Genomic DNA, 14,086 nt, shown 5'->3' with positions numbered 1-14,086 from the left:
CCACGGCCGAGCGGGAGAGCAGCACACCCTTCGGTGCACCGGTCGTCCCGGAGGTGTACATGATCATCGCGGTTCGGTCGGCGGCCGGTTCTCGGTGAGTCGAACCGGATCGGGCAGTGATGTCGACCGGGACGGTCTCGAGCGCGACGTCCTCGCGAGGGTCGCCGAGCCAGAGTTGCGCGCGGGAGTCGGTCAGGATGTGTCCACGCTCGGCAGGGCCGGAGTCCGGGGGCACCGGCACCACGGGGACACCGGCGGTCAGGCAGCCGGTGACGGCGACGATCGTCTCGAGGCTTGCGGTCGCATCGATGGCGACGGCACTCGCCCCGGCGACCCGGTCGGCCACGGCCGCCGCAGCGGCGGTCAGTTCCGAACGGGAGAGTGCCCGATCGCCGACCCGGACTGCCGGGCGGTCCTCGGCGTCGGGGGAGAGCGCGGCCAGCAACGGCCGGGTGTCGTCGGTCATGTGTCGATCCTTTTCAGGGGTCGCCGGTGACGCACCCGGGAGACCCGGGTGCATAGGGGGGATGGATGAGGGGGTCGGTCAGTCGGAGGTGCGCTTCGCCGAGCGGCGGGGTCGCGATCCGTTCTCGAGGGGCTCGAACAGCACGGCCGTGTTGATGGTGGCGAGTTCGCGGCTCGCGGCCTCGTACAGGCCGGTGAGCACCTGCATCGATCGCGACGCGTGCCGCATCTTCGTGGTGATGTCGCTGAGTTCCTCGAGTTTGGACACGAGGGTCTCGCGGCGCAACTGGGCGTAGCGGTCGGTGACGGCCCGACCCTTCTCGGTGACGGTGAAGACGGACGAGGTGCCGGCCTTCCGTCGTTCGAGCAGGCCGAGGGTGACGAGTTTGCGGAGGTTGTACTGCAGGTTCGGCAGATCCTCCCGGTTGGTCAGTTGAGCGATCGTCGCAGTGTCCTTGGACCGTTCCTGCATCCGGACGACGTGCAGCGCCACGATCTCGTTGAACGCCAGGTCGAGGTCGGTGGCCGTCCGGATCGCCTGGACGGCGAAGCGTTGGAACCCGCCCTCGGCCTGGAGGATTGCGAACTCGAAGGACGTCAACGCGTCCTCATAGGCGTTCTCGGCGAGATGCCAGCGCCTGCCGTCGGGCAGGGGGGTGTTGTCGTCGGTCGGCTCGGAGTCTGCGCTGGTCATCACTGTCTTCCGGGGTCGGCCCGGGCTCATCGCCCCGCGACGCGGTGCGCCGCGCTGGTCAACGGTACCAAGCCCGGCCGCACAGCATCAATGAAAATTGCACGAAATTTCCATTGACTCTCGATCGAAGTTCGATATTGTGGTGTCGGACACAGTGAGTGTCGCTCCACTTCTCGGATCACCCGATTCGCGGGTTCTCATCCCGGTTGCGTCTCAGCCCACAAGATCGCGACCGATCCCACAATCACCACCTCCAGGGAGGTCATTCCATGACCGCTATTTCGCACAGTGGATCCTCGGCGGGCGTCACCCGCCAGTACGCCCCGTATGTCCAGGCGGACTGGGGATTCGCCAATCACTGGTACCCGGCCCTGCTGTCCAGTGAACTCGAGGACGGCACCGCCAAGGGCGTCACCATCGGCGGGCACGACATTGCCCTGCGCCGTAGCGCAGGCAAGGCCTACGCGGTGTCGGACCGGTGTATCCACCGAGGCGTGAAGCTCTCGGCGAAGCCGATGTGCCTGTCCGAGGGCACGATCACCTGCTGGTACCACGGCTTCACCTACGGACTCGACGACGGGAGTCTGACCACGATCGTCGGCAATCCCGACGACTCGCTGATCGGAAAGGCCCGCATCCGGACATATCCGGTGGAAGAGGCGAACGGGATCATCTACGTGTTCGTGGGTGAGGAGGACTTCGGGACTCCGCCGCCGTTGGCCAGCGACCTTCCGGCTCCGGTTACCAACGACCCCAACGATTCTCCGGTTCCGCACCTGCTCGACGAAGGTGTCGTGATCCGTGGGATCCACCGCAAGCTGGTCGGCAACTGGCGCCTCGCCGCGGAGAACGGCCTCGACCCGGGCCACCTGCTGGTGCACTGGGACAACCAGATCCTCGTCGCCCTCGACCGTGCCCTGCCCCTCGGCGTCAACGCGCTCACCGACTCGGCGACCGAGGAGATCGACATCGAGAACGGTCCCAAGGGCGTGATGAACCGTTACGACCGCCCCGACCTGTACCAGCCGGTCCTCGACAACCCCAAGGTCAACATGAAGGCCCGCGGCACGGTGCCGCACTACTTCCGCACCTCGCTGTGGGTTCCCGGCGTTCTGATGGTCGAGCACTGGCCGATCACCGATCACGTCCAGTACGAGTTCTACGTCCCGATCGACGACCACCACCACGAGTACTGGGAGGTCATCGCCACCCGCGCCCGCACCGACGAGGAGATCGCGGAGTTCAACTTCAAGTACGACAACTTCATGCTGCCGCTGGCGCTCGAGGGCTTCAACAACAGCGACGTCTTCGCCCGTGAGGCCACCGAGGAGCACTACACCCGTTTCGACGGCTGGAACAACGAAATGCTCTGCGACATGGACTATTCCATCATCGCGTGGCGCAAGATGGCGGCCCGTCATCCGCGCGGGTTCTTCGAGTCGCCGTACCTGGACGAGGACTGACCCATGACGATCACCCCGACCGAAGCGGTGGCGGCGTCCGAGGCCGGCGTCGCCCACACGGTAGACCTGACGTTCGCGGACGGCACCAGGACGGTGACCGTGCCGGCCGGTTCGACGGTCCTCGAGGCGGCGACGGCCGCCGGGGTCCGTCTGGTCAGCCAGTGCACGGTCGGCACGTGCGGCACGTGCGTCGGCAAGGTCGTCCGTGGCGACCTCGCGATGCCCGAGGATCGCGTGTTCTCGTTGCGGCAGGACGAGATTCGCGATGGACAGCGACTGCTGTGCCAGTCGGTGGCGTGCGCGGACAGCGAGGTCGAGCTCGACTACCCGGCCTCGATGCTCGACGAGTACCCGCTCGTCGCCGCCACCGCCAAGGTCGGGGCGATCACCTGGCTCGGTGAGTCGGTGGTCGAGTTCGTGCTCAAGCTGCCGAAGTCCGTCCGGTTCGCCTTCCGTGCCGGTCAGTACGTCCGGATGCGGGTACCGGGCACCGACGAGTGGCGCTCGTACTCGATGGCCTCCGGTGAGCGGGACCGCAAGAAACTCGCCTTCACCATTCGAGTCCTGCCGTCCGGGGCGATGTCGGACTACCTGCGCGCCGCCGCCTCCGTCGGTGACCTGATCGAAATCGAAGGTCCCATCGGCGGATTCGGCCTCGCGGAGGAACCGGGACCCACGCTGATGATCGCCGGCGGCACCGGTCTCGCACCGATGCTGTCCATGCTCGAGAACCTGCAGACCGACCGCGAGGACCACCCGATCCGCTTGGTGTTCGGCTGCGCCCGGGAGGTGGACCTGTTCCACCTCGACGAACTCGACGCCCGCCGGAGCTTCATGCGCACTCTCGACGTCCGGGTGACGTGCGACGAGCCGACCTCCATCGACGAGGTCCTGACCGGGAACCCGGTCAGCGTCCTCACCGAGGACGACGTCCGCGACCCGCGCACCTCCGCCTACCTGTGCGGACCGCCGGCGATGCTCGCCGCCGCACACGACCGGCTGGTCGAACTCGGCCTGCCCGCCGAGCGCATCCACGCCGAGCAATTCCTTCCCAGCTAGCCGCTCCGCGGCCCCCCTTTTCGAAACAGAGGACGATATGAGCATCACCCGCTTGGGCGCTCTGAGCGTCGACGTCACCGACCTCGACACCTGGCGCCAGGTTCTGGTCGATCTGCTCGGCCTGCAGGCACGCCCCCGGCACAACGACAGCGATCCCCTGCTGATCCGGCTCGACGACCACCACCACCGCATCGCGTTGTACCCCGCGAACGAGGACCGGGTCCGGGCCATCACCTGGGAGGTCGACAGCCTCGACGACCTGCGCGACGTCGCGGAGCGGGTCGCGGCCGAAGGTATCGACGTCGACTGGATCGACACCGGAGCGCCGGAGGAGAGACTGGCCGTCGCGGCATTCCGGTTCACCGACGCCGAAGGTTTCCCCAACGAGGTCGTGTTCGGACCCACCATCGACCACACCCCGCTCGCCGGGGGAGGGGTGATCAGTGGCTTCGTCACCGGTGAACTGGGTCTCGGTCACGTGGTCCTGATGTGCCGGGACTACCCGGCCGCGGTCGACTTCTACACCCGCGTCCTCGGCTTCGAGCTCACCGACTACATCGTCTGGGACGGTGCGGACGCCACCTTCCTGCACTGCAATCCGCGGCACCACAGCCTGGCGCTGATGAACGAGTGCTTCAGCTTCACCGGCGGTGACTTCAACCACCTGATGATCGAGACGAAATCGCTCGACGACGTGGGCCGCGCCTACGATCTCGTCACCGGCGCGGGCATCGCGCTGCAGATGACCTTCGGCCGGCACACCAACGACGGCGTCACCTCGTTCTACATGCGCACACCGTCCGGCTTCGCGATCGAGATCGGCTACGGAGGCGACACGATCGACTCCGACGACTGGGAGGTCAAGACCTTCCGCTCGCCGTCGCGGTGGGGCCACGAGCCGCAGAAGGTCGGATGAGTACCGTGACCGGCACCGAGGCCGTCTCTCCGATCGCCGATATCCTCGCCGACGAGCACCCCAGCGTCTCTGCCGTCGAGCGCTGTCTGGACCGGATCACGCAGCGCGACCATGAAATCGGAGCGTGGGCGCACCTCGATCCGGCGCTCGCCCTCGAACAGGCACGGGCGCGGGACGCCGAGCCGCGACGGTCGCCCCTGCACGGTATCCCGTTCGGGCTCAAGGACATCATCGAGACCGGCGACCAGCCGACCGGCTACGGATCCGACCTGTGGTCCGGGTGGCAACCCGCGCAGGACGCCGAGGTGGTCCGTCGGCTCCGGCGGGGCGGCGCGGTGATCCTCGGCAAGACGACCACCACGGAGTTCGCCACCTACCGGTCCACCGCCACCCGGAACCCGCACGGACTCGATCGAACACCGGGCGGGTCGTCGAGCGGCTCCGCGGCCGCGGTCGCGGACGGTCAGGTGCCGCTCGCGCTCGGTACCCAGACCGCAGGATCGGTGCTGCGGCCGGGCTCGTTCTGCGGGGTGTTCACCCTGAAACCGACCTACGGGCGGTGGCCGTTCGACGGGGTCCTGCCCGTGGCGCTCACCTTCGACACCGTCGGCGCCTTCGCCCGCCATCCGGCGTGGCTGGGGGCGATCGACGAGTCGCTCTCGACCGACGGGGCCACCACCCCGCCGGCCGCGGTGCTTCCCGCGTTGCGGAACCTGCGCGTGGGGATTCTCCGGCCCCCGTGGGCGGACCGGGCCACCCCGGCCGCGGCGGCGCTGCTCGACGAGTTCGCGGAGAACCTGCGCGGGGTCGTGGCAGACGTGCGGGACGTGCCGGTACCGGACGAACTGGACGTGCTGGACCGGGCGCACACCCTGGTCATGGCCGTCGAGGCGTCCGCCTCGCTCACCGACCGCATCGCGCGCCCGCATGTCGAACGGGTCTCGGAGCAGTTGCACCGGTTCCTCCACGACGGGCGCACCGCCGCTCCCAGCGAGGTCCAGCGGGCGCGCCAGGTGCTGCGGGACGTGCGTACGTTCGTCGGACATGCGTTCGTCGAGATCGATGTGCTGGTCACGCTCGCGGCACCGGGCGAGGCCCCGCCGATCGAGTCCGGCACCGGCGACCCGGTGTTCAACAAGCTCGCCAGCATCGCCGGGTGCCCGGCGGTCGGCCTGCCCGCCGGGCGCGGGGTCGAGGGCCTGCCCCTCGGTATCCAGCTCATCGCGCCGCACCACGCCGACCAGGGGCTGGTCCGCATCGCGACGTGCCTGACCGATCGCGTCGGACTGGCGCATCGCTTCGAAGTCCACGAAGGGGGCCGACCGTGACCGACACTCTCGACACCACGGACGCCGCGACACTCGATCCCGCCCGGCGGGAGATGTACGAGAAGGTCTGCGCGAAACTGAATCCCGATCGATTCCGGGATCTGCTCGTCGACCTGGTGAACATCCACAGCCCGACCGGCCGGGAGCGTCCTGCATCCGAGCACATGGCGAGCTACCTGCAGGAGAACGTCGGAATCGACGCCCGGTACCAGCCGATCTCCGAGCACACCGGCAATGCGATCGGCGAGCTACGGGGTAGCGGTGGCGGAAGCCGATTGCTGCTGTACGCGCCCATCGACACCCACATCGATCCCGAGGCCGACGTGCCGTGGGTCGGGAAGTCGTTGCGGCCCGACATGATTCCCGAGGCGAAGGTCGACGGCGATCTGGTGATCGGGCTCGGCGCCTCGAACCCGAAGTGCATGGTGGCGGGGCTGACCGAGGTGCTGCACGCGGTCGTCGACGCGGACCTGCCGCTGCTCGGCGATCTGGCGATCGGCTTCGCGGGCGGCGGGATGCCGGTGAGCATGAGCAATCGCGATCAGGTCGGGATGAGCTCCGGGGTGTTCCATCTGCTCACCCACGGCATGATGCCCGATCACGCGATCGTGCTGAAGCCGTGGTGGGCGGTGTACCCGGAGGAACCCGGGATGTGCTGGTTCAAGGTGACGGTGCGCGGCACGTTCGGGTACGCGGGCATCAGCCGCGGCACCGAGGGTTTCCGATCCTCGATCGTGCCCGCCGCCACGGTGATCCAGGAGATCGAAGCGTGGCTGCCGGAGTACACGGCGCGCAACACCTCCGGGTCGACGCTGCCGGAGGGCTGGATCTCGGCGGTCCGGTCCGGCAGTCCCGACAAGCCGGCCTTCCCGTCCGCGGCGACGGAGATCTATCTCGATGTGCGGGTCAATCCGCGGACCACACCCGGCGAGGTGCGGCATCAGTTCGCCGAGATGATCCGCGCCCTGCGCACGCGACATCCCGACATCGAACTGGACTGGGAGATGTACGGGTCCCTCCCGGGCGGCATGACCGACCCCGACAACTGGATCATCCAGAGCTGCCGACGGGGTTGGGAGGAAGTCGAGGGCAAGCCCTACGAGTCCACCCCTCTGCTGGGTGGGCAGACCGACGGCACTCTGATCCGTCGTCTCGGAATTCCTTGTGCCCGAATCGGTTACCCTTGGCCGCCGGCAATTGCCCCGGCCGAACTCAACGAGGGTCTCGGCGGCATGGGTGTCGCCTCGGTGACCGACGTGATGATGGCGACCCGTGCCATCGCCTTCGCCGTCGTGGACACCCTGACCCGTACCCGAGAGGAACTCGACCTGTGAAACGTGTACTGAACATCGTCCCCGTCCCGGTTCCGCCGGAGGCGCTGGACGCCTTCGCTGCCCAGCTCTCCGGAGACTTCGTGCACCCGGCGTTCGAGAACGTCTTCGTCTCGGCGCGCAACGGCGGCGGCAGCCTCGACAGCGCCTACGAAACGACCCTCGCGGACGCGTTCGTGCTCGACGCGGGCTGTCGCGCCGAGGAGCAGGGCTACGTCGGGGTCTGCGTGAACTCGATGAGCGATTCGGCGCTCGCCGCCCTGCGGTCCCGGCTGTCCATCCCGGTCGTCGCGCCGAGCCAGGCCACCATGCTGCTGGCCTGCCTGCTCGGCAAGAAGTTCTCGGTGGTCACCATGTGGCCGCAATGGCACGAGCTCTATCACAAGGCTGCTCGCGAAAACGGCATCACCTCCCGACTGGCGTCGGTGCGCGACATCGGCGTCCGCCCGGATGCTGCCGAATTGCTGGCGGGCAAGGAGGATTTCGTCTTCGCGGCGCTCGAGCGCGAGGCGAAGGCCGCCGTTGCGGAGGACGGCGCCGACGTCATCATCCTCGGTTCGACGACGATGCATCAGAGCCATGCCCACCTGTCCACCGTCCTCGACGTTCCGGTGCTCAATCCCGGTGTCGTGGCCTACAAGATGTGCGAAATGCTCGTGCAGACCGGCCTGTCGCACAGCAAGCAGGCATACCCCTCGCCCGAACGGCCGCAGGACGACCTGCTCGCCGCGGTGGCATCCGTCTTCCCCTCGAAGGAGTCCTGATGCAGGTCGACACCAATCCCGAAGTTGCACAGACCATCCGAACCGGTGGGTTCGAGACCAACTACCACGACGTAGGGTCGGGTGACGGCATCCCGGTGCTGCTGCTGCACGGTTCCGGCGCCGGCGTCTCGGCGTGGGCCAACTGGCGGGGACTGATCCCGGTGCTCGCCGAGCAGCGTCGGGTGATCGCCCCCGACCTGGTCGGTTTCGGGTACACCACGCTCCCGCACCCGGTCCGCTTCGAGATCTTCGATACCTGGATCGATCAGATTCTCGCGCTGCTCGACGCCCTCGAGATTCCGAAGGTGCACGTGGTCGGCAATTCGTTCGGTGGGGGCCTCGCGTTGCACCTGGCGGTCCGGCATCCGCAGCGGCTCGGCCGGATCGTGCTGATGGGAGCCGGGGGTGTGCAGTTCGACTTCACGCCCGAACTCGACGCGCTGTGGGGCTACACGCCCTCGGTCGAGAACATGAAGAAGATCATGGACATCATGGCCTACGACCGGTCGCTGGTCACCGACGAGCTGGCCGAGCTGCGGTACCGCGCGACGGCGCGGCCCGGCGCACAGGAGGCCTTCGAACAGGTCTTCCCCGAGCCTCGCCAGCGGTGGCTGGACGCGCAGATCGTGCCCGACGCCGACCTGGCCGCGATCGAGCACGAGGTGCTGATCCTGCACGGCCGGGAGGACCGGGTGGTGCCGGTTGCGGCGTCGCAGAAGATGTTCGACCTGATCCCGAATTCGCAGCTGCACGTCTTCGGCAAGTGCGGTCACTGGACACAGATCGAGCATGCCGCACGCTTCCAGCAGCTGGTGAGTGCCTTCTTCGCCGAGGACACCGCGGGGGCCGATCGGTCATGACCGGCCAGGGACGAAGAGTTGCGGTGGTCGGTGCGGGGATCGCCGGCCTGTGTTCGGCGAAACTGCTGTCCGAGTTCGGATTCGACGTCCACGTCTACGATCGGACCCCGGACGTCGGTGGGGTGTGGAGTGTGACGCGGCGGTATCCCGGTGTCACCACCCAGAACAACAAGGGCACGTACGCGTTCTCCGACTTTCCGATGCCGGCCGACTATCCCGAGTGGCCGACCGGGGAACAGGTCCAGCGGTACCTCGACGACTATGTCGAGCACTTCGATCTCCGGCGCCTGTTGCGTTTGGGCACCGAAGTGGTCTCGGCGGACCAGGATCCCGTCTCGCAGCGCTGGACGGTCACCAGCCGGAACGTCGTCTCGGGGGAGACCGCGGTCGAGGAGTACGACCGTCTGGTGGTCGCCAACGGCATTTTCTGCGACCCGTTCCTCCCGCCCTACGAGGGGCGGGAGGAGTACGAGGCGGCGGGAGGCCGGCTCTGCGCAGCGTCGGACTTCCACGACCTCGCCGACGCCGCGGACCGCGACGTGCTGGTCGTCGGCTACGGCAAATCGTCCTGCGACGTTGCCGAGGCATTGAGCGACGTCGCGGCCTCGACCACCGTCGTGGCCCGTGAGGTCACCTGGAAGATGCCGCGCAAGCTCGCAAACGTGCTGAACTACAAGTACATCCTGCTCACCCGTCTCAGCGAGGGACTGTTCGAGCACATCGAGCAACGCGGATTCGGGCGGTTCCTGACCGGGTCGGGGCGGTTCGTCCGCAACGGGTTGCTCGGCGGCATCGAGGGGGTCGCGCGTCGGCAACTGCGGCTCGACCGGACCGGGCTGGTGCCGGAGGGCTCGTTCGAGCGGATCGTGCGTCACGCGGTCAGCCTCGCCACCGAGGGCTTCTACGAGAAGGTCGAGGCCGGCACGATCTCGGTACGGCGGGGAAGGTCCATCGCGGTGCTGAGGGAGAAGGACGGGCGGCCGGTCGCCGAACTCGACGACGGCACGGTGCTGCCCGCGGACGTGGTCGTCTGTGCGACCGGGTTCGTGCAGCGAGTGCCGTTCCTGTCGGCGACGGTGCAGGAACGCCTGTTCGACGACGACGGCAACTTCCTGCTGTACCGGCAGATCCTGCCGAACGAGGTGTCCAATCTGTACTTCGTCGGCTACGGGTCCTCGCTGTTCAGCCCGCTCAGCGCCGAGGCGGCGGCACTGTGGACCGTCAACCACATGCTGGGAGGGGCGACCCCGCCGGTCGAGGAGCGTCGCGCGTTCGTCCGCACGCGACTGGACTGGATGATCGACCGTACCGAGGGCAAGCAGGCCCGCGGCACGAACATCATCCCGTTCTCTCTCCGGCACGTGGACGAGGTTCTCGACGAGATCGGACTGAACGTCGGCCCGGGCACCCGACTGCTGCAGTGGCTGCTGCCTGCCCGCCCGTCCTCGTACCGGCACGCCGCCCGGGAGCTGAAGCGGCGTCACTCGGTGACCGAAGAAAGGACGGTGGTCTCGACAGCGTCATGATCGTTCGGCTCGATCGTGCGACAGGGCTCGGCTGCCGTATGTCCCGGCACGCGGATCAACGAGGGATCTGCGGGTCGCGGTCATGTACAGCGCCGAGTCCGGTTGTCGGTGTCGCCACGGTCGAGGCGGTGGGTCACAACGGCGGGAACAGCCGGGTGCGGAACAGGTCGAGGACCTGGTCGAGTGCGTCCCGCGTCGGTTGTCCGGGTTCGTCGATGAGGTGTTCGGTGAGCACCGAGTGAGGTCCGAGGGCCGCTGCGGGATTGGCGGCGGAGTTCTCGAGCTCCACACCGACGAATGCCGGGCCCAGCTGCTCGCGCAGATAGGCGAAGCGTTCGGCACGGCAGTTCTTGTCGCCCTTGAATCGCAGCCCCAGGACCGTGAGTCCGTTGGCGCAGCGCTGTTTGACCTTCGCCAGATCGTCGGGGGAGATGTCGATCGAACGTCGTTGTCGTGCGGTGATTCCGTACGGCAGCGAGGGCTGGGAGAGCACCGGCGCCAGCAGACGGTCGTCGGTGGCCATCGCCAGGGCGTACCCGCCGGTGAAGCACATGCCGACCGCTCCGACCCCCGGCCCGCCGCACCGACGATGTTCGTCGGCGGCCAGGGCGCGCAGCCACGAGACGACCGGGGAGGTCTTGCCGGTGGCAAGGACGGTGAATTCGCGACTGATGCAGGCGGGAACGATCGACTCCGCGAACACACGGCCGAGGTGCAGCCAGCCGTCCACTTCGGGGTCGGGGTAGGCCTGTCCGGGCCGGCCGAACAGGTGGGGCAGCACGGCCGTGCAGCCGATCGCCGAGACGCGCCGGGCGAACTCGAGCACTTTCGGTGTGATGCCGGGTATTTCGGCGATCACGATCACCGCCGGTCCCGTGCCCTGACGGAAGACCGTGCGCGTCTTGCCGTCGTGGGTGAAGGTGACACGGTCGAGATCGTGCAGGGAGTCGTCCGGCATGGATCGTGACGATATCCCGGTGCGGGTGAGGCCGGTGCGGCTTTCGCGCGAGTGCAGGCGGATCCACTGTCCATCAGCGCCCGGTCGGGCGGACCCTGGTTCCTCGGCCGGGTACGGCGTAGGGCCTTCTGTTCCTGATTCGGGATTCGATCGCGAACGGTCACGACCGACGAGGCTGTACGGGATGCAGAACCGGCTCCGGTAGTTCCGCCGTCCGCGTTCGAATGGTGGCTCGGTCATCCGAAGCCGGCTGCGTGCAACCTCTTCCTCTTCGTCGGGTGTCGGTCGGGGTGTGGATTACAGTGATCCGAACAGTTTGTCCGCAAACCACGTGGCCTGGCTCTGCGGGTGAGCTGTGTCGAATGTGGTTCCGGTCAGCCGCCCCTGGAAGTCGAAGCGCCCGGTGTACCGGCCTCGACCCATCAGGAATGTGAACTCGTCGTCAGTCGCCCGAGTGTCCCTGAACTGTGTAAACCCTGCCTTGCCATGGATATTGGCTCGTCCGGTGAACGAGCCGTTGGGGTCCTCGTCGGCGACTTGAACGTGCAACGTGAATCCGTTGCTCTGATGCAGGTCCCAGTTGCCTCGTACGTCTTTGGCCATGGTCGTATCCTTTCTTCGCTTCGGGACACCCGTCGGGCTTCGCCCGCGGGGCCCGGGACTCCCGCCCGGTCATCCGGGGGCAGGCCGTCGCGATCTGCGGCGACGTCCCCGCCCTCGATGCGGTGTCGAGTGGTGTGGACGGGATGATCCGATCCTGACGTAGCCGGGAACGGCAGTCGCGAGTAGTTCACTACTCGACTTTGCCGAAGCGAGCAACGTGGGTGGGGTCTCGCCGGCCGGTTCGGGCAAGCGATCGTGTGGGCAAGGCGATTCTTGTGGGCGTTCGTACCGATGGGAGCTACCGGCCACGTCACGGCTGTGGAAGGAGTCGGTACAGGTAGTGGTCGACGGGACAACACTCTTCTGACTCGACGCTGACCTTGTCACGATCGGGACGAGATGCCTGAAGTCGGATCGTGTACCGCCGGTTGCTAGGGAGCCGGTGATCGTTGAGGGGATGGCGAAAGAGTTCGAGACGCTTCTGGTTACGCAGGACGAACAGGCACCTCAGGGTCGCGATCGTCATCCGGTGCTCGGCAACTACGCCACCCACCAGACGCCGGCGATCAAGGCGCAGTGGAACACGGATCGCATGCCGTGCATCTGGACCAAAGACTGCGAATGAGATCCTCGAGCGCCACGCCTCATACTCGAACAGAATTCCTGACCTGGAACACTAGCCTGTTCGTTCGAGATCGGCCGGTGGCAGGCAGTGGCGGGCAAGATCGTCGAGCGAGATCGACAGCTCGGTCGCCAGTGCGGCGACCGTGGTGAACGCCGGTGTCGCCAGCCGCCCGGTTTCGATCTTGCGCAGGGTTTCGGGGGAGATGCCCGCGGCGGTCGCGACGTCGGCCAGGGTGCGCCCGCCGCGCGCGCGGCGCAGGTGTTCGCCGAGGCGTTTGCCCGTGGCGAGCTGTTCCGGGGTCAGGGGGAGGCGGACCATGGGGCCACCCTACCCGAACCGGTATGAAAATACCGATTCGATCCGCTAGGGTGGTATTTTAATACCGATTCTTCGACCGATGCAGGAGTGCAGATCGTTGCTGGAACTGAAGACGACACAAGAGATCGCGGCCATGCGGACGACCGGCGCGTTCATCGCCGATCTGCTCGACGACCTGACCGCCATGGCCAAGCCGGGCGTGAACCTGCTCGATCTCGAACATCGCGCGCGGCACCTGATCGCCGAGCGCGGCGCGAAGTCCTGCTATTGGGACTATGCACCCTCCTTCGGTAGCGGTCCGTTCCGGAACGTCATCTGTCTGTCCGTCAACGACGCTGTCCTGCACGGACTTCCACACGACTATCTGCTGCGGGACGGTGACGTGCTGACCATGGACATCGCGGTCTCGATCGACGGATGGGTCGCCGACTCCGCGCGCACCGTCATCGTCGGCACGCCGCGACCCGAGGATCAGCGGCTCGTCGAAGCCACCGGACGGGCCCTCGAAGCCGGAATCGCCGCGGCCCGACCGGGCAACAGACTGGGCGACATCTCGGCGGCGATCGGCGCAGTGGCAGCCGAGTACGGCTATCTCGTCAACACCGAATTCGGCGGCCACGGCCTCGGTCGCACGATGCACGAGGATCCGCACGTACCCAACACGGGACGTCCCGGCCGCGGCCTGAAACTGCAGCCCGGCCTGACCCTGGCACTCGAACCGTGGTTCGCGCAGGGCACCGACCGGATCGTCTACGACCCGGACGGATGGACCATCCGGTCCGCGGACGGATCGCGCACCGCGCACAGCGAACACACCATCGCGATCACCGACGGCGACGCACAAATCCTCACGCTTCCCGCGGGTCTCTGAACCGAGTGCGGTGCGCGGATCCGGTGGGGTGAACGCCGACCGTCGACTAGATTCGTTCGCACGGCTGGAGCCGGGTGCGCCGGCCTCGTCCAGAGCGGAGTGCCATGACCCTGATCGGCGGACTTCCGGCCCATGTCCTGCTCGTTCATGCCATCGTGGTCCTCGTGCCGCTCGTCGCACTCGGGGTCGTTCTCTCGGCGCTCTGGCCGGTCGCGCGCGTCCGGCTGGTGTGGCCCACGCTCGTGCTGGCCGTCGTGCTGCTCGTGCTGACCCCCGTGACCACCGACGCGGGGGAATGGCTCGAG

Annotated in this window: 15 protein-coding genes and 1 pseudogene; 11 read left to right on the top strand and 5 right to left on the bottom strand. The window is 67.4% G+C overall.

Annotated features, from left to right (window positions below; genetic code table 11):
- Both I0Q12_RS32625 and I0Q12_RS11370 read right to left on the bottom strand, forming a co-directional pair.
- Window positions 1-466: AMP-binding protein (locus I0Q12_RS32625; RefSeq protein WP_231610459.1), on the bottom strand; the 466-nt coding region annotated here is incomplete at its 3' end.
- 78 nt (window positions 467-544) lie between these two features.
- Window positions 545-1,159 (bottom strand): winged helix DNA-binding protein, encoded by a 615-nt coding sequence (locus tag I0Q12_RS11370; RefSeq protein WP_197252019.1) that lies wholly within the window; start codon window positions 1,157-1,159, stop codon window positions 545-547.
- Window positions 1,160-1,428: 269 nt separating this feature from the next.
- Between I0Q12_RS11370 and I0Q12_RS11365 the strand changes: the two genes are divergently transcribed.
- Genes I0Q12_RS11365 through I0Q12_RS11330 form a run of 8 tightly spaced genes read left to right on the top strand, consistent with a single transcriptional unit; the run spans window position 1,429 to window position 10,406 of the window.
- The gene (locus tag I0Q12_RS11365) at window positions 1,429-2,622 is read left to right on the top strand and encodes a Rieske 2Fe-2S domain-containing protein (RefSeq protein WP_197252018.1); all 1,194 of its coding nucleotides are present in this window, start codon (window positions 1,429-1,431) and stop codon (window positions 2,620-2,622) included.
- A gap of 3 nt (window positions 2,623-2,625) precedes the next feature.
- Window positions 2,626-3,681 (top strand): 2Fe-2S iron-sulfur cluster binding domain-containing protein, encoded by a 1,056-nt coding sequence (locus tag I0Q12_RS11360; protein ID WP_197252017.1) that lies wholly within the window; start codon window positions 2,626-2,628, stop codon window positions 3,679-3,681.
- A 37-nt stretch (window positions 3,682-3,718) separates the two neighbouring features.
- A complete protein-coding gene (locus I0Q12_RS11355) occupies window positions 3,719-4,597 on the top strand; it encodes a VOC family protein (protein WP_197252016.1) in 879 nt (292 codons plus the stop codon).
- Window positions 4,594-5,925, top strand: coding sequence for an amidase (locus I0Q12_RS11350; RefSeq protein WP_197252015.1), 1,332 nt, complete (start codon window positions 4,594-4,596; stop codon window positions 5,923-5,925). Before I0Q12_RS11355 ends, I0Q12_RS11350 begins: the two co-directional genes overlap by 4 nt.
- Window positions 5,922-7,259 (top strand): acetylornithine deacetylase, encoded by a 1,338-nt coding sequence (locus I0Q12_RS11345; RefSeq protein WP_307846179.1) that lies wholly within the window; start codon window positions 5,922-5,924, stop codon window positions 7,257-7,259. The genes I0Q12_RS11350 and I0Q12_RS11345 overlap by 4 nt, the downstream gene beginning before the upstream one ends.
- Complete coding sequence (locus I0Q12_RS11340) at window positions 7,256-8,020, top strand: aspartate/glutamate racemase family protein (protein WP_197252014.1); 765 nt, start codon at window positions 7,256-7,258, stop codon at window positions 8,018-8,020. The genes I0Q12_RS11345 and I0Q12_RS11340 overlap by 4 nt, the downstream gene beginning before the upstream one ends.
- A complete protein-coding gene (locus I0Q12_RS11335; protein ID WP_197252013.1) occupies window positions 8,020-8,880 on the top strand; it encodes an alpha/beta fold hydrolase in 861 nt (286 codons plus the stop codon). Before I0Q12_RS11340 ends, I0Q12_RS11335 begins: the two co-directional genes overlap by 1 nt.
- Window positions 8,877-10,406: an NAD(P)/FAD-dependent oxidoreductase gene (locus I0Q12_RS11330; RefSeq protein WP_197252012.1), complete on the top strand. Its 1,530-nt coding sequence runs from the start codon at window positions 8,877-8,879 to the stop codon at window positions 10,404-10,406. Before I0Q12_RS11335 ends, I0Q12_RS11330 begins: the two co-directional genes overlap by 4 nt.
- A 133-nt stretch (window positions 10,407-10,539) precedes the next feature.
- On the opposite strand, the gene I0Q12_RS11325 is transcribed toward I0Q12_RS11330, so the two are convergent.
- Complete coding sequence (locus tag I0Q12_RS11325) at window positions 10,540-11,364, bottom strand: dienelactone hydrolase family protein (protein ID WP_197252011.1); 825 nt, start codon at window positions 11,362-11,364, stop codon at window positions 10,540-10,542.
- Between the two features lie 297 nt (window positions 11,365-11,661).
- Window positions 11,662-11,967 (bottom strand): hypothetical protein, encoded by a 306-nt coding sequence (locus tag I0Q12_RS11320; protein ID WP_197252010.1) that lies wholly within the window; start codon window positions 11,965-11,967, stop codon window positions 11,662-11,664.
- A gap of 457 nt (window positions 11,968-12,424) precedes the next feature.
- Between I0Q12_RS11320 and I0Q12_RS11315 the strand changes: the two genes are divergently transcribed.
- Window positions 12,425-12,592 (top strand): hypothetical protein, encoded by a 168-nt coding sequence (locus tag I0Q12_RS11315; protein WP_197252009.1) that lies wholly within the window; start codon window positions 12,425-12,427, stop codon window positions 12,590-12,592.
- A gap of 51 nt (window positions 12,593-12,643) precedes the next feature.
- On the opposite strand, the gene I0Q12_RS11310 is transcribed toward I0Q12_RS11315, so the two are convergent.
- Entirely contained in the window at window positions 12,644-12,910 is a 267-nt protein-coding gene (locus I0Q12_RS11310; protein ID WP_197252008.1) for a helix-turn-helix domain-containing protein, read from the bottom strand.
- 97 nt (window positions 12,911-13,007) lie between these two features.
- Between I0Q12_RS11310 and map the strand changes: the two genes are divergently transcribed.
- Both map and I0Q12_RS11300 read left to right on the top strand, forming a co-directional pair.
- Window positions 13,008-13,781, top strand: coding sequence for a type I methionyl aminopeptidase (map, locus tag I0Q12_RS11305; protein WP_197252030.1), 774 nt, complete (start codon window positions 13,008-13,010; stop codon window positions 13,779-13,781).
- Between the two features lie 104 nt (window positions 13,782-13,885).
- Window positions 13,886-14,086 (top strand): annotated as a pseudogene (locus I0Q12_RS11300) (hypothetical protein); the annotation flags it as partial.

Origin of the sequence: Rhodococcus sp. CX (assembly GCF_015865005.1) — a bacterium.
Lineage (GTDB): Bacteria > Actinomycetota > Actinomycetes > Mycobacteriales > Mycobacteriaceae > Rhodococcus.
The sequence above is the reverse complement of the archived record's forward strand: the minus strand, read 5'-3'. Positions and strand labels throughout refer to the sequence as shown.